We start from the raw sequence: 18,084 nt of genomic DNA, 5'->3' as shown, positions 1-18,084 counted from the left end.
GCATCCATGTCCAAGCGTCTCAGAGTAGCGAGCGACGTCGGCGGTACCTTCACCGACCTGGTCTGGTGCGAGATCGACTCGAATACCGGCGCGGCCGGCCCGGTCCATTCGGTGAAGGCCGATACGACCCCGCCCGATTTCGAGGAGGGCGTGCTCAACTGCCTCAAGAAGGCGGCGGTCGATCTCGGCACCGTCGGCTTCCTCGCCCACGGCTCGACGGTGGTGATCAACGCCCTGACCGAGCGCAAGGGCGCGGTCACCGGGCTGGTGACGACCGCGGGCTTTCGCGACGTGCTCGAGATCGCGCGCGGCAACCGCCCCGATCTGTTCAACTTCAACTTCCGCAAGCCTGCTCCGTTCGTCGAGCGGCATCTGCGCCGCGAGATTCACGAGCGGACCAATGTCGCCGGAGAGGTCGTGCGCGAGCCCGAGCTCTCCGACCTCTATTCGGCGATGGCCCATTTCCGCGCCGAAGGCGTGGCGGCAGTCGCGATCTGCTTCCTTCACGCTTATGCCAATCCGGCCAACGAGCAGGCTGTCGCCACCTGGCTGCGCTCGCTGATGCCGGAAGCCTCGATCATCGCCAGTCACGAGATCAGCCGGGAATGGCGGGAATATGAGCGCACGTCGACGACGGTGCTGTCCGCCTATGTCGCGCCGGTCGTCGAGCGCTATCTCGGGGCGCTCCAGTCGAAGCTCGCCGCTTTGGGTCTGAAGGGTTCCCCCTACATCATGCAGTCGAACGGCGGCGTCGCCACCGTCTCGGCGGTCCGGCGCAACCCGATCACCATGGTCGAATCCGGTCCGGCTTCCGGCATCTTTGCCGCCGCTGCCTTGGGCCGGCTGATCGACGAGCCGGACCTGCTGGTCCTCGACATCGGCGGCACCACCGCCAAATGCGCCCTGGTCGAAGGCGGCGAGGTCAAGGTCGCGACCGATTACTATATCGACCGCGATCGTCGCCGGCCGGGCTATCCGATCCAGACGCCGGTCGCCGAGATCGTCGAGATCGGCAATGGCGGCGGCTCGATCGCCTGGATCGACGATGGCGGCAAGCTCCATGTCGGGCCGAAGTCGGCGGGGGCCCGCCCGGGCCCTGCCGCTTATGGGCGCGGCGGCGCCGATCCGACCACCACCGACGCCAATCTGCTGCTCGGCCGGATCGACCCGGATCTGTTCGTCGGCGGCGAGGTGCAGCCGGACTGGGACGCCATCGACCGGGCGTTCGCGCCGCTCGCCGAGCGCCTGGGCATGGACAAGGTCGAAGTCGCCGGCGGGATCGTCCGGATCGCCAATGCCAACATGGTCAACGCGCTGCGTCTGGTCTCGACCAACAAGGGATATGATCCGCGCGACTTCGCCCTGATGGTCTGCGGCGGGGGGGGCGCGATGCACGGCGTCGCGCTGGCCGAGGAGCTTGGCGTGCGGCGCGTCATCGTGCCGGTCAACTCCTCGGCCTTCTCCGCCTGGGGCATGCTGCTGTCCGACCTGCGCCGCGATTATCTGCGGACCCGGCTGATCGACCTCGATGAGAATTCGCACGAGGCCGTGGAAGCGCTGTTCGCCGACCTCGAGCAAGGCGCGGTCAGCGATTTCGCCGAGGACGGCGCCGAGGATGAGCCCTGGTTCGAGCGCTTCGCCGACATGCGCTATCTGGGCCAGGAGCATACCGTGAAGGTCCCGCTCGCGGGCAGCGGCGGCATCGCCGGACTGATCGAGCGCTTCCACGTCCTCCACGAGAAAAGATACACCTACCGCCTCGACGGCCACGTCCAGCTCGTCAACGCCCACCTCGTCGCCAGGGTCGAGGTCGCCAAGCCGGAGCTTCGCGAGCGTGCGTCGACCGGCGCCGCGCTCGCCGATGCCCGGCTGGGAAGCCGGCCGGTCGTGTTCGACCGCCACGGCAGCCACGAATCCGAAATCTATGACGGGCTGCAGCTGGAGGCCGGAATGACCTTTGCCGGCCCGGCCGTGGTCCAGGAGGCGTCGGCAACGCTGGTCGTGCCGCCCGGCTGCCGCGTCTCGGTCGACCGCTACGGCAATTATCACGTCCATCTCGGCGCGCCGGAGAAACGAGCATGACCCAGGATCCCTTCACGATCGAGATCATCAAGGAGGCGCTGGTCGCGATCGGCGACGAGATGTTCGGCGCGCTGATCCGCACCTCGATGAGCCCGATCATCTACGAGACCACCGACTTCGCGGTTGGCGCGACCGACGCCTCCGGCAATCTGATCGCCCAGGGCAATGGCGTGACAGGGTTCCTCGCGACGCTCGACACCGCCGTGCAGAGCACCCTGCTCCACCACCCCTATGCGGACTCGATCAGCCCCGGCGACGTGTTCATCACCAACAGCCCCTATGAGGGAGGCGGCACCCATCTGTCCGACGTCGTCATCCTGCTGCCCGTCTTCCACGGGACGAGGCTGATCGCCTGGACCGTCAACAAGGCCCATTGGACCGAGGTCGGCGGCGCCTTTCCCGGCAGCGCCTCCACCCAGTCGACCGACATCTTCCAGGAAGGGCTGCATTTCCGATTCCTCAAGCTCTACGAGGCGGGGCGGCTCAACAAGGCCATCGTCGAGATCATCCGCGCCAATGTGCGTCTGCCGGACAGCACGATCGGCGACCTCCATGCAGGCGTCGCCGCCTGCCGCGTCGGCGGCAACCGGCTGCTCGAGCTGGTCGACAAATACGGGTTGGATGCCGTGCTGGCGGCGATGCGCGACCTGCTCGACTATGGCGAGCGGATGACTCGGGCGGCGCTCGCCCGACTGCCGCAGGGCGTGTTCGAGGCGGAGGACGTCATCGAGGAGGACGGCGTCGGCGGTGGTCCCTTCACCATCAAGGTCAAGGTGACGATTGCAGGCGAACGGATGATCGCCGATTTCACCGGCACCTCGCCGCAGGCGCGCGGGCCGATCAACACCAGCCTCGCCGGGCTGGTGACCGCCGCCCGCTGCGCCTTCAAGGCCGTCACCGATCCCGTCATCCCGGCCAATGGCGGCTGCTTCCGGGCGCTCGAAGTGATCTGCCCGCCCGGAACCATCCTGTCGGCGCAGAGCCCGGCGCCGGTCTCCGTCTATTACGAATCGATGATCGCGGCGATCGAGGTGATGTGGCGGGCGCTGATGCCGCACGTTCCGGACCGGCTGCCGGTCGGCCATACGCGCAGCGTCGGGGCGACTTTCATCTCCGGTATCCACCCGCGCACGGGCCAGCTCTTCGTCATGGGCGAGCCCCTGCTCGGCGGCTGGGGCGCCTCCGCCGATGCAGATGGCGACAACGGCCAGTTCTGCTGCGGCAATGGCGAGACCTTCAACATTCCGATCGAGCTCGCGGAGAGTCGCTACGGCTTCGAGATCGACCGCTACGGCTTCCATGACGATCCCGGCGGCGAGGGCCGATATCGCGGCGGCAAGGGCGTCGTCCTCGACTATCGGATCACCGCCGATGAGGCGTTCCTCACCTTCTCCTCGACCCGCACCGCGTCCCGCCCCTGGTCGGCGGCGGGCGGCCGGGAGGGCTCGCATAACGGCGCACTCGTGCTTCGCGGCGACGGCTCGACCGAGGCTCATACGATGGTGACCGGGCTGCGACTCGCCAAAGGCGAGACCGTCCGTCTCATCACCGCAACAGGGGGCGGCTACGGTCCGCCCGCGCAGCGGCCGCGCGCCGCCGTCGAGCGGGACCTGAAGAATGGATTCATCACCCCTGCCCAGGCGGTGGAAGTGTTCGGGCAGCGGATCGAGGCGATGCCGGCCCGGCCGGACCCGGCGAAGGTCCGCGGGATGGCGGCCCCGAGGCAGGCGCAAGCATGACCGGCCCGGCCTGAGCCGGTCCACGAAGCAGGAGGAGAGCAAGATGGCTGAGCCGACCGTTCCCGTGGGCGGGGTGACCTTCCCGATGCAGCGGGGTCCCTACCAGAATAATGGCGCCAGCCCCTGGTACACCCAGACGACCCTCGGCACTCCGGGCCAACCGCTCAAGTTCGCGATCGACACCGGCACGAACATGGTGTGGACGACCTCGACGCTGTGCGCGCCGACCAGTTGCCAGCATTATAGCGGCGCCCGCTTCGACTATATCCAGTCCTCGACTTATGAGTGGGTGGACTGCATCCAGGTGCCCTTCAGCTTCGGCCCATGGGGCACGATGCAAGTGGAGACCGGGCAGGACGTGCTCGCTTTGCCCAACGGCTCCAGTCTGCCGCTGGTCCTCTATCTCTCCGCCGACTATTCGGGGCCGCAATTCGCCCAGCTCGACTGGGACGGCGGCATCGGCATTCCCTCTGGCAGCCCCTACAAGCAGGGCGACACCAGCTTCATCGTCCAGGACATGATGAACCAGGGCATGATCTCGCCCAACCTTCCGTTCGTCGCCTTCGACTGGGACGGCGGCAGCTCGAGCGGGAATTGCATCATCGGCGGCTACGATCCCGATGCCTATGATCCTAACCAGGGGCTGTTCCTGCCCTGGACGCCGTACACGCAGTTTGCCGGGGTCGAGTATATCTGGACCTGCGACCTCGCTTCCTACTCGGTCGGCGGCAAGACCATCGCCACCAACCTCCAGTTCGCGCTCGATTCCGGATCGTCGCAATTCAAGGGCGACAATGACCTGATGAACAACACGCTGCAGCTCATCCAGCAGATGGGCTCGCCGCCGGTCCAGCTCGCCTTTCCCGGCGGTGGCATGATCACGGTCACGTCGGACATGTACGAGGTCACCATCCAGGCCGGACCCGACCAGGGCCAGACCCTGCCCCAGTTCCAGCCGCTCGGCCTGACCGGCCTCGCCTTGGTCGGATCGGTGGTGATGGAATATTGCTACACCATCTTCGCCTATCGCGTCGTCCAGTGCGCGCCAGGGCGCTATTCGCTCGCGCCCTATGGGATGTACGTGTTCAACAAGCCGGGCGGGCCTCAGATCGTCTCGAACGGCGGGATCGCTTCCGCTCACCAGCTCGGCCAGCGCGAGGTCGTCCGCGGCAAGACGATGCCCTGAACCGTTCGCACCCTTCTCCATGAACAGGAGCTAAGATCATGACTTTGGCCGGTCTTTGGCAGAACGAATATGGCTCGCAGATGGACCTGGGGCTGTTCAACGACAATCTCATCATGGGCACCTATTCCTCGTCCACCGGCTCGACCGGCAAATATATGGTGATCGGTTTGCAGGCCACGGCCGATCCGACTGCCAATGCCGGCCAACCTGTCGCGCTGGCGATCGAATGGCATTCGATCGCCGGCGGCCAGGGCGATCCGAGCTGGAACTGGTCTTCGGGGCTGAGTGGACAGCTCAGCCTCCAGAACGGCCAGGAATCGCTCGTCCTCGCGCACGCGATGGTGGCGAGCAGCGATTTTCCGGACCTGTGCTCGGCCGGGACTTACATCGACAAGCTCACCTATACGCGCGTTTCCGGCGACGCCGCGAACGCGGTGGCCAAGCCCGATCTGTCGACGGCGCTCGACGATCCCCTCGCCGGCACGTGGCAGAGCAGCGACGGCTCCATCCTCCTCGGGCTCCAGATCTATCCGTACACCGGATCGCTGTTCGGCTGGATCGAAGGCCAGATGTCGATGAACGGCAACGTGTCCCCGGTCTACGGCGTCACCGACATCAACGCCGCCTCGGACGGCCTCTCGCTTCAGTCGGCGGCGATCACCGCCCTGCCGAACACGGCCGGCCCGGCCATTGCCTTCGCCGGCTGCCTCGATCTGTCCGGCGGGCTGCTCACCTTGCTCGACCTGACCAGCCAGTCGACCGCACCGAACGCCACTTACGTCCAGACCACGGCGACCCAGCTGACCTTCACCCGGATCGGCGGCCGCGAAAAGTTCGAGGGCGCCTGACGGCGCCTTTGTGGGGGGAGGCCCCTCCCCGCGCGTTCGCGGGGAGGGACCTTAACTCAGGAGCCGGAGCCCCGGACCGAGAGGGACTCCGCGTCTATCAGCAAGGGCGCTGCGGAATCCGCATGTCGGGGTAAAGCGTCCACCGGCTCGACCTCCCGGATCTCCCGCGCCCCGACGTCGACGTTCAACTCTTTGAAGCGCCGGCCGGTGACGAGCACGCGCGACTCGAACGAGCTGACGAACTCGTTATAATTGCGGACCGCCGTATTAAGGCCGCTGCCGACGGTCTTGAGCTTCTCCGCGGCGACCGCGAGGCGGTCGTACATCTCCTTGCCGAGGACTCCGACCTTTTGGGCCTCCTCAGCCAGCCTCTCCTGGCGCCAGATGCCTGCCACCGTGCGCGCCATCGGCAGGAAGGTCGACGGCCCGCAGATGATCACCCGCTTCTTCGCCGCCCGCTCCCACAGCTCGAGATCCGTCTCGAGCGCGGCGGAGATGAAATTGTCGCCGGGAATGTACATGATCACGAAGTCGGGCGCCTTCGGGAACTGCTCCCAATAGGATTTCCGGGACAGGGCTTCGACATGAGTCCGCAGGGCCCGGCAATGATCATCGAGATAAATCCTGCGCTCCTCCGCGTCGGCGCAGTCCGCAGCCCGCATATAGGCTTCCAGCGAGCATTTCACGTCGACGACGAGCTGCTGATCGCCCGGCAGGCGGATGAGGAAGTCGGGACGCAGCCTGCCGTCCTCGCCCTCCACCGAGACCTCTTCCTGGAAATCGACGAAGCTCGAAAGGCCCGATATCTCGATCAGGTTCTTGAACTGCTGCTCGCCCCAGCGTCCGCGTGTCTTCGGCGCCGCCCGCAGAGCATTCGCCAGCCGGGCGGCTTCGCTGCGCACTTCAGCCTGACCCAGCCTGACTTGCTCGACCGCCTCTCGAAGGCCGGCATAATGATCGACCCGCTCCTTCTCGACTTCTTTGAGTCCGTCTTCATAGCGCTTCAGCGTCGTGGCGACGGGTTCCAGCAGCGCCTTGATCTTCTCCTCATTCTCCTTGCCGGCATGGCCGAACTTTTCCTCTGCCCGCTTGAGGAACTTGTCGTGAGCGCCTTCGACCGCCTTTTCGGCCAGATCACCGAACCGTGTCTCGAGCTTGGACTCGATCTCCTTCAGCTGTGCAAGCTGCGCCTCGTGCGCCCGCTGGCGCTCCTGCTCGCCACGCTCGAACGCGGCGATGCGCGCAGCAAGCTCGGCAGCGCGCTGCCGCTCCTGACCGAGCGCCGCTTCGGCGGCTTCCACCCGCTCGGCCGTCTTGCGCTCAGCCGCGAGGTTAGCGATCGCCTCGCTGAACTTGCTGCGCCATTCCTCCGCTGCGGCGCGTGAGGCCTCACGCTCGTCCCGCGCATTCTGCAGTTCCTTTCTGAGCGGGGTCGTCGCGCGGGTGCCGAAGAACCAGCCGGCGACGAGGCCAGCGATCACCGCTAGCCCCAGCGCGACCAGAATAGCGAAATCCATGTACAACGAGCTCCCAGAACGAAGCGCGAACCTAGAGCAGCCGCGCTCGCTGCTCAAGCGATCAATCGGAACAGGAGGGGGCGGCGCGCTTTGTTGACGTCATGAAGCCAACGTCTGTGCTGGCGATGTCGTTCGCCCTCGGCATCGCCGCCTGCGGCAGTCCGCCGTCAGGCGACGCGCCTGCGGCGACCAACGGCCTGTCCGCCGAAGATGCGCCTTCGTCGCTTCCCGATGCGGATATCAACGCGTCGCTGGATCCGCTCGGGGCGCCGCCGTCACCTTTGGCCGAAGCCGGCAGCGACCCGCCCCGCTTCGTCGGTCGGTGGGCGGCCGAGGAAGGGATGTGCGCCACCGCCGCCTGGGAATTTGGCGCGGAGTCGCTGCGCACTCCGGCCGGGTCGGCTTGCCGCTTCACCGAGGTGAGGCAGGCGCCGGGCGGCTATGACGTGGCGGCGCGCTGCACCGCCGAGGGACCGGAGCAGGATGATGTGCTGGAAATCCGCTTCGCGGAATCGGCGCGGGCGATGCTGTTCGAATCGCAGAGCATCGCCGACACAGCGTTGGTCCGCTGCACCCCCTGAAGTGGAGTGCCGCTAAAGCGATTTGCAGTCGGACGTTATCGTCTGATGACTCGAAAATCGCGGCCATCCGATAAGCTGGAGCGCCGTTCCGATGCTATCGGAACGCAGCCTGCTCCAGAGCCTGTCCTGGTCGGGCGGAAGCGCCGTGACGGAACCGGTTTCGGTACAGGTCGAGGCGGCGAGGAGGGAGCGATGCTGACGCATCGTGATCGACGAGCGACGCTGATCCTGGACCGAAAGCGCCCCGCCGCCGGGGGCGGTCGCCCGACCGAGGACAGGCTCTAGGCCGCGCGGCGGCCGCCCATCTCACGGCGGGCCTTGATCAGCTTCTTCATGATCATATCGCGCTTCAACCGCGAGAGATGGTCGATGAACAGGACGCCGTTGAGGTGATCGATCTCGTGCTGGAGGCAGACGGCGAGGAGGCCATCGATCCACTCCTCCCGCTCGGTGCCGTCACGGTCGCGCCAGCGGGCGCGGACCCGGTCGGGTCGGAGCACCTCGGCATATTGATCGGGGACCGACAGGCAGCCTTCATTATAGGGCTGAGTCGTCTCCGACGTCTCCAGGATCTCGGGATTGACGAAGACGAGCGGGTTCCTCACGGGCTCCGCTTCCTCGTCCTCGCCTTCCGGCGGCTCCTGCAGGTCGATGACGAGCAGCCGCTTGGGCACGCCGACCTGGATCGCGGCGAGGCCGATTCCGGGCGCCGCGTACATCGTGTCGAACATGTCGTCGATCAGCTTCTGCAGATCGTCGTCGAAGGTCTCGACCGGGGTCGAGATCTGCCGGAGAACCGGATCGGGGGTCTCGTAGATGGGAAGCAGCGCCATGCTCCCAATTTAGTCGGCGGGTCCGAATTCTTCAAGGAAGGCGGAGCGATGCAGCGTCCCGCCTCTTCCCGGTCGAGGCCGCTCGAACGGGCGGCACCGCCCGCCGGGCGGGCCGCCGTCCGCGGTCTCTTCCTGATGGCTCGCGTCAGGGGAACCAGGGCGCCAGCACGAGCGGGTCGCCGGTCGCATCGGTGATGATGCCCGCGTCGACCCCGGTCGGCCAGCTCGGGAAACCGCCATTGATGAGGACGTTCCCTTGGCTGGCGAAGAAGGTCCCGAGATCGGCACTCGCCGTTCCGCCCTGATACTCGCCGTCGGGACTCCCGGCATAGCCGGGGAAGTAGAAATGCGCGTCCGATGAGCTCTGGTCGAAATAGATGGCGTCGAGGCCGAAATCGGCGCCGCTCGCATCGACGACATTGTCGTGCAGATCGAGGCCGAACTGCGAGAAATCGCCCGACGGCGCCGACACGCCGACGCCGGCATAGATGCCTGTGAAGGCGAAATCGCCGAGACCGCCGATGACGTTGCCATGCACCCGCGCCTCGAAGATGGCGGGATTGGCGGCACCGCCGCCCGACACCTGCATGAACAGTCCGGCAATGCCTTGGGCGATGTCGTGGATCCTGTTGTCGACGATATCGACGACATAGCTCGCATTGCCCGGTCCCGCCGTCTTCTCGAGATCGAGGAAGATGCCGTTGCCGCCGCCCGACGAGCCTTCAGACCCGTCGATGCCGTCGTCGAGACCGATGGCATTGTCCTCGATCCGGCCCTGCACCGCACCGCTCTGCTGGCTGTAGACCGCCGCCAGCGCATTGCCATGGGCGCCGAGGAAGCTGTTCTCCTGGAACAGATAGTCGACCTCGATATTGGAGCCGACGCCGCCGCCGATCAGGATCACGCCGCCGCCCGCATTGTTGGTGTTGGCGTGGCTGTTGTGGAACTGGTTGCCGGTGAAGACGAGGTCCTGGCTCGAGCTGCCGGTGGCGTTGACGAACACCTGGTCGCTGCGCGCGCCCTGAAACTCGACGCCGTCCACCTCGAGCGCGAGCGACGCGCTCCCGCCCGTCTGGACGAAGAGCGAGTCGTTGCCGTCGAGATGGTTGTGGCCGAAGATGGCCTGGTCGTCGGCGCTGTCGCGGATGACGACGTCGAGTGACCCCGAATTATGGACGATGTGGAGATTGTCCGCGCGGCCGCCGGCGATGACATTGCCCTCGAGCAGCAGATTGCCGGTGGCATTGGCGACGCTGACCGCGCTCTCGCCGAGGCCGAGGCTGGTGCCGTGACTGCCGGTCACCGCCGAATCCCGGATCGTGATGTCGGCCACCCCGACGGCGAGAATGCCGAAATTCGACGTGTTGCTGATCGCCATGTTCGACAGCGAAACGTTGGCGGTGTCGGTGATGACGATTCCGATGCCGTCGACGAGCGAACCGTCGGCGCCGCTCTTGCCGGTGATGGTGCCGCCTGATCCGGCCACCGAGCCGATTCCGGTGACGGTGAACCCGCCCGACCCGGCATTGTCGAGGATGATCCCGGCCGCGTTGCCGCCGCTCGCCGACGCGCTTTCCAGCGTGACGCCGGCGCTGGTCGAATCGCGGATCACCACCGCCGATCCCGTCGTCGCCGACAAGGTCGCGCTGCCGCCGCCGATCGCGACGCTGCCGCCATTCTGGACCGACAGCGCGATGCCGTCGGTAGCATCGATGTCGAGATCGCCGCCGACGGTGAGGCTGCTGCCGGCATTGTTGGTGAACTGGATGCCGTCGGCACCGCCCCCGGCGACGTCGATGTCGACCGTGCCGCCGAGCGAGAGGCCGCCGCTGCTATTGCCGTCGAAGCGGACCGCGTCGGCTGCTCCGGTCGCCAGGACGACATTGCCGGCGAGGCTGACCGCAAGCCCGGTCGATCCCGAGACGACCACGCCGCCGCCGCCATGGGCGCCGGCGATGAGGGTGCCGCCGGTGACCGCGAAGCTGCCGGAAAGGCCCGCGAGATCGATCGCGCCGCCGGCCGATGCGGTCGACTGGGCGGTGTTGAGCTGGACGGAGACGGTGCCGCCCTGGTCGATGTCGGCGATCTGGCCGGCACCGGTCTTGGCGACGTCGGCAACGGCTAGGGTGCCGACGCTGCCGCCGCCGTCGGCAATGCCGGCGCCGGTGGTCGTGCCGATGTCGAAGCCCGACAGGCTGTTGTCCTGGGCGAGCTCGACGCCATGGCCGCCGGGGCCGGTGGTGACGATGGTCGGCCGTCCGGTGCCGGACTCGATCAGATCCCCGCCGATGACGAGGTCCTGGCCGCCGCCGACCAGCACTTGGCCGTCCAGCAGGTTGATGCCGTCCGCTTCGGCATAGGTGCCGAGGCCCTCGCGAAGATAGACGGTCTCGCCTTCCGCGGGACCGTCGGGCGCGCCTTGCGCCGCATTGAAGGCGGCGAGGCTGGTATAGGGGTCGGCCTGGGTGCCGAGATTGGCGCTGCCGACGGCGCCGTTGTCGATGAACCAGACGCTGCTCTCGACATTGATGGTGACGGTAGCGGTATCGGTCTCGCCGTCGGCGTCGGTGATCGTGTAGGTGAAGCTGTCGGTTCCGGTGAAGCCTGGCGCCGACGTGTAGCTGAACGACCCGTCCGGATTCATCGACACCGTGCCGCCATTGGCGGAGACGCTGTCATAGGCGGTGACCGGGGTCTCGCCCGGATCGGTGCCGACCCCGGCATCGTCGCTGTCGTTGGCGAGCACGCCGCCGGCGGCGGTCACCGTGAGCGTCACGTTGCCGGTGGCGTCATAGGAATCGTCGACCGCGTCCGGGGGAAGATTGTCGCCGGCGCCGGTGATGGTGATGGTCACGTCCTGGGTGACGGTGCCGCCATTCCCGTCGTCTATCTCGATGACATAGGTCTGGGTCAGCACCTCGCCTTCGTCGAGGAAATCGATCGCACTGTCGTCGACGCTGAAATTCCACCCGACGCCGTCGCCGATCTGGTCGACCGGATCGAGGGTGAAGGTGCCGACATAGGAGCCGCCCTGCGGCGCGAAGCTCGCGCTGTGCGTATCGGAGAGATCGGGATCGTCGAAAGCGACCGTGCCGCTGTCCTGGTGGACGAAGGCATTCTCGTTCGGATCCCCGTTCGGAAATTCGGTCACCGAGCCGGAGGCATCGGTGCCGCCGGCATCGACGGTCGGCGCATCGTTCGCGCCGGTCACGGTGATGCTGATCGTGGAGCTGGACGAGGCGCCATGCTCGTCCTCGATCGTGTAGCTGACCAGCACGATTTCGCTCTCGCCGACAGCGAGATCGTCGAAGTCGCTGCCCGGATCGAACCCGACCTGGTTGCCGACCACCGAGGCGCTGCCCTGCCCGGCCGGCGCCGAGGCGGCGGCGACGGTCAGCACCGCGCCATTGTCGACATCGGTATCGTTGGCGAGGACATCGACCAGGATCGCCGCATTCTCGCCGGTCGAGGCGGCATCCGGATTGGCGACCGGACCGTCATTGGTGCCGGTGACGGTGATGCTGATCGTGGAACTCGAGGAGGCGCCATGCTCGTCCTCGATCGTGTAGCTCACCAGCACGATTTCGCTCTCGCCGACCGCGAGATCGTCGAAGTCGCTGCCCGGATCGAACTCGACCTGGTTGCCGACCACCGAGGCGCTGCCCTGCCCGGCCGGCGCCGAGGCGGCGACGACGATCAGCACCGCGCCATTGTCGACGTCGGTATCGTTGGCGAGGACATCGACCAGGATCGCCGCATTCTCGCCCGTGGAGGCGGCATCGGCGTTGGCGACGGGCGCGTCGTTGAGGCCGCCGATCGTGATCGTGAGCGTGCCGGTATCGGTGAGGCTGCCGTCGGACACGGTATAGCTGAAATTGTCCTGGACCGTCTGTCCCGCCGCCAGCGCCTGGGTCGAAGCGTAGGGCGTGTAGCTATAGGTTCCGTCGGCGTTCAGGGTGAGCGTGCCGAACGCGCCGTTGAAGCTGCCGGGCGTCACGCTCAGCGCATTGCCCTCGAAGTCGAAATCATTGTCGAGAACGCTGGCGCCGCCGCTGCTGTAGGTGCCGATATCCTCATTGGTGGCAGCGGCGTCGTCGATGGCGATCGGAGCATTGTTGCCGGTGAGGTCGATCACCGCGTCCGCGAATACGAGGCGCTCGACCCGGACCAGCAGGTCCGAACCGTCGGCGCCGGCGCCTCCGGCATGAACGATTGCCATGATGCCGAAGAGCGGGCCGTAGAAGCTGTATTCGAAGATCGAACCGGAATAATAAGCGGTGTCGAACCCGTTGCCGCCGTCGATGATGTCGTTGCCGCCGCCGCCGGTCAGGCTGTCATTGCCATCGCCGCCCTGGAGGATGTCGTGGCCCTCGCCGCCGTCGAGCGAATCATTGTCGCGGCCTCCGTCGAGTTCGTCCTGGCCAGCGCCCCCGGTCAGCGTGTCGTTGCCATCGTCGCCGAACAGCTGGTCGTCGTCCGCCTCGCCATGAGCGACATCGTTGCCGTCGCCGCCATGGATCTCGTCATTGCCGGTGCCGCCATAGAGGGTGTCGTTGCCTTCGTCGCCGTCCAGCTCGTCATGGCCGGACCCGCCATTGATGAAATCGTTGCCGCGCCGCCCTCTCAAGACATCGTTGCCGCCCAGGCCATTAATGATGTCGTCGAAATTGCTGCCGTTGATGACATTGTTGCCGTTGGTGCCGTTATAGGTAGGCATGTCTCTCCCCCCTTGGATTGCAATGCACGGTGGACGCGCCATCCCCAGAAACAAACAGCAATCGGAGGACTTGCCCGGCCGCTCCTAAACATTCCCCGTCCAGCAGAACCCACGGAGCCCCCAAGTGGAAGCCACGGTCCGGCGCGCCCCTCGACTTGGGCGGCGCGACTCGGCCCTTGTCCTGTCATGACGGAACAGAGTGACGCCGGCCGGGACGACTGTCCAGCCGGAATGGAGGCTAAATGAAGCCGATGACGAAGCTGTGACCGGAAGTCGAATTCAGGCGACGGGGCGCCGCGCCCGCAAAGCCTGAGCAAGTGTGCCTTCGTCGAGATAGTCGAGCTCGCCGCCGACCGGGAGACCATGGGCCAGCTGGGTCAGTCGCACCGGAAAAGTTTCGAGCCGTTCCGCCAGATAATGAGCGGTGGTCTGGCCCTCGAGCGTTGCGTTCATCGCCAGCACGACCTCGTCGATTCCGCCGGCGGCGATGCGGGACACGAGCTTGTCGATGGAGAGATCCTCCGGCCGGACGCCTTCCAGTGCCGAAAGCCGGCCGCCGAGCACGTGGAAACGCCCGGGGAAGAGGCGCGCCCGATCGAGTGCCCACAAATCCGATACTTCCTCAACGACGCAGAGAAGGCGTCCGTCACGCCGTTCGTCGGCGCAGATCCCGCACGGATCGGACGTGTCGACATTGCCGCAGACCGAACAGACCGAGAGGCGCTCGCTGACCCGCTCCAACGCCCGCAGCAGGGGGGTGAGCGCGGTCTCGCGCTTCTTCATGAGGTGCAGCACCGCCCGCCTCGCCGAACGGGGCCCGAGACCGGGCAGGCGGGCGAGCGCCTGGGTCAGCGCCTCTATTTCCTGGGAAGCCATGCCGGGGGAGATAGAGCGATTTCGCCCGGGAGGGAATCGTCCCTCGGTCCGGAAACGACGCCGACATCCAAACAGGCGCGAGCAGAGCGGCGGGGCGGTGCCCTCACCCGGCGCGGCGCCCGTCCTGGCCGCCTTCCCATCCGAACACCGACCGGCCGCCATATTCCGGCGAGCGCCGCCGCTCCTCCGCCAAATAGGCATCGACCGAGGGCCCGCTTGCGTGCCGCTCGAGCCGCCGCGCCTGCGCGTCGAGCCGACGGATCGCGTCGATCTTCTCCTCCTGCCCCAGCTTCGCCTTGCCGACCGCCGTCTTGAGCACGTCGATCGTGCGGTCGAAGACCTGGGTCGGCACCGGGAACGGGTGGCGGTCCTTGCCGCCATGGGCGAGCGAGAAGCGGGCCGGGTCCGAGAAGCGGCACGGGGCGCCGTGGATCACCTCGGCCACCATCGCGATCGAACGGACGGTGCGGGCCCCTACTCCCGGCACCAGCAGTAGCTCCGGGAAGTCCTTCGGGCCGAGTTCGGCCGCCGCCGCCAGGGCGCCGTGGAGTCGGCGGACGACGATATCCTCGGCGCGAACGTCGTGGCGGTCGGGCAGGAACAGGTCGGGGAGCAGCGGCTGATCCGCGGGCGCGGCCGCTACCACGCGGCGTTCGAGCGCAGCCGCTTCCCGGGCGAGCCGGTCCGGCCCGAGTTCGGCGAGCAGGCCGAGCTGCGCCTGGCGCGACGGCTCCGCCCGCCGGTCGACAAGGTTGACGATGATGCCCTCGGTCCGTCCCTCGATCGCCGCGTGCGGCGCGTCGACGAAGCTCTGGAGGCCCTCCGACAGCCAGTGATAGCGGCGCGCGCGCCGCGTCTCGCCGCGCATGCCCTGCTGGACGACCGTCCAACGGCCTTCGTCGGTGACGATGAATCCGTGGAGATAGAGGTCGAACCCGTCCTGGACGGCGGCACTGTCGACCTTGGCGACAAGGCGGCTGGCTCGGGCCAGCTCTTCTCCGTCGAACCCGCTCCTGTCGCCGGCGGCGATCAGCTCCGCCGGCGTGCGGCGCGAGTGGCGGCCGCGGCCGCCGCACACATGGACGCCGAGCTCTCCGGAGATCGGGTTGAGCCCGCGCTTGAGCGCGCCGATGACGCTGGTGGTGATTCCCGAAGAATGCCAGTCCATCCCCATCACGGCGCCGAACGACTGGAACCAGAACGGATGGGCAAGGCGCCGCAGCAGTTCGTCGCGGCCATAATGGTGCACGATCGCCTCGCAGATGACGGTGCCAAGCCGCGTCATGCGCTGGCCGAGCCAGGCGGGGACGCGGCCGCCATGGAGCGGAAGGTCGGCTCCGCCGGATCTCTGGGCCAATTCGGCCTCCCTGGAACAAGAAGCGAACGAATAGCAGCAACGAACCGCATCCGCCACCCTCGGGGAACCGCCTCGTCCCGATGCCGGTTCACGCCCGGCCATGACCGATCTCCCCCGACGAGCCGCAGGGCGAAGCCTTGGCGGCGCCCCCCGGCGAGCCAGCCGGATCGCGCCGCACCGCAGGATTGACGACCCCCTCTGGAACCGCCTTAGGGTGGGCGCGGTTGCTGGGTTGGACGGCTGACAGGAGGAATCGCCATGTCGAACCGCTTTGCCTTTGCCCTTGCCGCTTCGTTGCTGGGAACGACGATCGTCACCGCCTGCGCACCGGCCGACGGCCCCGATTCCGCCTCGACCCGCTCGGGCGATCGGCAATGCTTCCTTCCCGGCCAGGTCAACGGCTTCCATGCCGACGATGACGACCACGTCTACGTGACCGTCGGCGCCAACCGCATCTTCCGGCTGGAACTACTCGGCAGTTGCCCCGACGTGGACTGGCAGACCCGGATCGGAATTCGCAGCCGCGGCGGCGGAAGCTGGGTGTGCCAGGGCCTCGACGCCGAGATCGTGGTCCCCGACCGCAATTTTCCGCGCACCTGTCCGGTCGGCAATGTCCGCCGTCTCAGTGACGAGGAGGTTCGCTCCCACCGCGAGCGCCGCCGGAACGACTAGGATGCGGGCGCTGGTTGAGGCGTGGGCGGCCGCGGCCTTGCGGGCGCGGCCGCCCCTTCCCCTCAATGGTGGCGCGACAGCAGGGCGATCATCTCGGCCGGGCTGACCGTGCCGCTGCCGTCGGCATCGGCCTGGCCGAAGGCCGAGGCGACCCGCGCATCCGGATCGCCACCCGCCGCTCCGCCCGGCGAGCGCGACATCAGTTCGCCGAGCCAGGAGGTGAACTCCTCCTGGTTGAGCGAGCCGTTACTGTCGAGGTCACGGCGCGGGAACTCGCCCGCGACCAGGGTCCCGACCTCCTGCTCGGTCGCCGGCCGTGCCGAGGGCTGGGCGGGCGTCTCGGTGGCAGGGTCGGTGGCGGGCGGCGTCCCGCTTTCAGGCGGGCTGGGCGGCGACGAAGCGTCCTGGGCGACGGCCGGAGCGGCGAGCGCGAGCAGGCTCGTCAGGAAGACGGTGCGGATCATGATCTACTCCATGGAACGGATGAACCCGGCACCCCGCGCGCCGAGCCAATCCCCAACCGCTCCGCCACGGCACCGTTCCCCGGCGCCAGGGCGGGTCGTCGCGGGCCGACAACGGGCCGGCCACGGTCCGTTTCGGGGGCGAGACGGACCGTTCGGCCACGACGGCCGTTCCAGACACGCTTCAACCCGCGCAAGCGCGGAGAGGTTCCGATCGCGCGCGGCTCACGCCCCGCCGCGGAACGCCGCCTCCACCTCCGCGATCATCCGCGCCTCCTCGCCCTCGTAGCGCGGCGAGAAATGGAAAGGTTCGACTCGTCGCGCGCCGGCGGCGCGGGCGATCTCCCCGGCGGCGCGGGTGGTGAGATGGGCGCGAAGCCGCGCCTGGGCAGCGTCCTCCGCGGCGAAGCTCCCCTCGATGAACAGGAGGTCCGCACCGGCCGCGAGGCGAGCGATCGCCTCCCGGTTGGCGGGCGTATCCGCGACGTCGGTGACGTAGGCAATCTTCTGGCCCTCGCCGATCGTGACCAGCTCGCGCAGCGATCCGAGCGTGCCGGCGGTGCCGTCCGGCAGCGCGACCGGCCAGTCGTCGGGTCGGCCTTCGATCACCGCCCGTTTCAGCGCCTGCAGCCAAGGCCCGGCGGCAAGTCCGCGCTCGGCGAGACGATTCTTCCAGACATTGGCATGGGCCGGCTCGGCGACGGCGAATCCCAGGCACGGTCCATGATGCTCGAGCAGGGCCGCCCGGATCCGGAAGCCGTCGCCTTCGCCCACCATCCCGCCGCATGCCTCTCCATTCCGCTCGTCCTCGCGCGCGAACCTGCGCTTGAAGCGGAAGCGGGCGAATCGGGTGCGACCGCCCTCGTGCAGCTCGGTGACCTCGAACACCAGATCGCTGTCATACCGGTCGACCAGGTCCCATTCGTAGCCGAGCAGCTTATGGTGGACACGGGTCGCGAGACCGCGCGGCCCAGCCATGCGGATCGTCTTGTCGCGGCCGACCGACACGCGCAGCAACGCGTCGAATCCGATGAAATGGTCCATGTGCATATGGGTGACCAGCACATGCGTCACCCGCAGCAGGTCGCGCGGCGAAAGCGGCGACAGGTCGCCGAGGTCGACCAGCAGGGCTCCGCGCCGGTGGAGCATCTCGACGAACAGGCCGGGATCGCCGAAGCGGCCGTTGATCAGCCGCGGATGGAGGTTCGGGCGCAT

The 18,084-nt window shown here is 67.5% G+C and carries 13 protein-coding genes; 6 read left to right on the top strand and 7 right to left on the bottom strand.

Translation table 11 applies throughout. The features are described 5' to 3' along the window. The first annotated feature begins 6 nt into the window (after positions 1-6). From DDE10_RS02500 to DDE10_RS02485, 4 genes are read left to right on the top strand one after another with little or no spacing between them, the layout of a single operon-like run. The gene (locus tag DDE10_RS02500; protein WP_114951121.1) at positions 7-2,082 is read left to right on the top strand and encodes a hydantoinase/oxoprolinase family protein; all 2,076 of its coding nucleotides are present in this window, start codon (positions 7-9) and stop codon (positions 2,080-2,082) included. After that, on the top strand, positions 2,079-3,821 hold the full coding sequence (locus DDE10_RS02495; protein WP_114951120.1) for a hydantoinase B/oxoprolinase family protein: 1,743 nt from the start codon (positions 2,079-2,081) through the stop codon (positions 3,819-3,821). The genes DDE10_RS02500 and DDE10_RS02495 overlap by 4 nt, the downstream gene beginning before the upstream one ends. Before the next feature lie 43 nt (positions 3,822-3,864). Beyond that, positions 3,865-5,007, top strand: coding sequence for a pepsin-like aspartic protease (locus DDE10_RS02490; protein WP_162806229.1), 1,143 nt, complete (start codon positions 3,865-3,867; stop codon positions 5,005-5,007). 38 nt (positions 5,008-5,045) lie between these two features. Beyond that, a complete protein-coding gene (locus DDE10_RS02485) occupies positions 5,046-5,855 on the top strand; it encodes an avidin/streptavidin family protein (RefSeq protein ID WP_114951118.1) in 810 nt (269 codons plus the stop codon). 56 nt (positions 5,856-5,911) lie between these two features. Here the strand turns inward: DDE10_RS02485 and DDE10_RS02480 are convergent, their stop codons facing one another. Continuing rightward, entirely contained in the window at positions 5,912-7,372 is a 1,461-nt protein-coding gene (locus tag DDE10_RS02480; RefSeq protein WP_114951117.1) for a DNA recombination protein RmuC, read from the bottom strand. A 101-nt stretch (positions 7,373-7,473) separates the two neighbouring features. Between DDE10_RS02480 and DDE10_RS02475 the strand changes: the two genes are divergently transcribed. Then, on the top strand, positions 7,474-7,953 hold the full coding sequence (locus tag DDE10_RS02475; RefSeq protein ID WP_162806227.1) for a hypothetical protein: 480 nt from the start codon (positions 7,474-7,476) through the stop codon (positions 7,951-7,953). A gap of 281 nt (positions 7,954-8,234) precedes the next feature. Here the strand turns inward: DDE10_RS02475 and def are convergent, their stop codons facing one another. The 4 genes from def to DDE10_RS02455 all read right to left on the bottom strand — a co-directional run bounded on the left by def (position 8,235) and on the right by DDE10_RS02455 (position 15,736). Next, the gene (def, locus tag DDE10_RS02470) at positions 8,235-8,786 is read right to left on the bottom strand and encodes a peptide deformylase (RefSeq protein WP_114951115.1); all 552 of its coding nucleotides are present in this window, start codon (positions 8,784-8,786) and stop codon (positions 8,235-8,237) included. A gap of 145 nt (positions 8,787-8,931) precedes the next feature. Further along, positions 8,932-13,503: a beta strand repeat-containing protein gene (locus tag DDE10_RS02465; RefSeq protein WP_162806225.1), complete on the bottom strand. Its 4,572-nt coding sequence runs from the start codon at positions 13,501-13,503 to the stop codon at positions 8,932-8,934. A gap of 279 nt (positions 13,504-13,782) precedes the next feature. After that, positions 13,783-14,379, bottom strand: a complete 597-nt coding sequence (recR, locus tag DDE10_RS02460; RefSeq protein ID WP_114951113.1) for a recombination mediator RecR — start codon at positions 14,377-14,379, stop codon at positions 13,783-13,785. Positions 14,380-14,482: 103 nt separating this feature from the next. Continuing rightward, complete coding sequence (locus DDE10_RS02455; RefSeq protein ID WP_114951112.1) at positions 14,483-15,736, bottom strand: DUF763 domain-containing protein; 1,254 nt, start codon at positions 15,734-15,736, stop codon at positions 14,483-14,485. 258 nt (positions 15,737-15,994) lie between these two features. Here DDE10_RS02455 and DDE10_RS02450 point away from each other — a divergent pair, with 258 nt between their 5' ends. Further along, a complete protein-coding gene (locus DDE10_RS02450) occupies positions 15,995-16,408 on the top strand; it encodes a DUF6491 family protein (protein ID WP_114951111.1) in 414 nt (137 codons plus the stop codon). Positions 16,409-16,470: 62 nt separating this feature from the next. On the opposite strand, the gene DDE10_RS02445 is transcribed toward DDE10_RS02450, so the two are convergent. After that, positions 16,471-16,872, bottom strand: coding sequence for an EF-hand domain-containing protein (locus DDE10_RS02445; RefSeq protein ID WP_114951110.1), 402 nt, complete (start codon positions 16,870-16,872; stop codon positions 16,471-16,473). A gap of 222 nt (positions 16,873-17,094) precedes the next feature. Further along, entirely contained in the window at positions 17,095-18,084 is a 990-nt protein-coding gene (locus DDE10_RS02440; protein ID WP_114951109.1) for a ribonuclease Z, read from the bottom strand.

This window comes from Sphingosinicella terrae, assembly GCF_003347635.1.
Taxonomy (GTDB): domain Bacteria; phylum Pseudomonadota; class Alphaproteobacteria; order Sphingomonadales; family Sphingomonadaceae; genus Allosphingosinicella; species Allosphingosinicella terrae.
The sequence above is the reverse complement of the archived record's forward strand: the minus strand, read 5'-3'. Positions and strand labels throughout refer to the sequence as shown.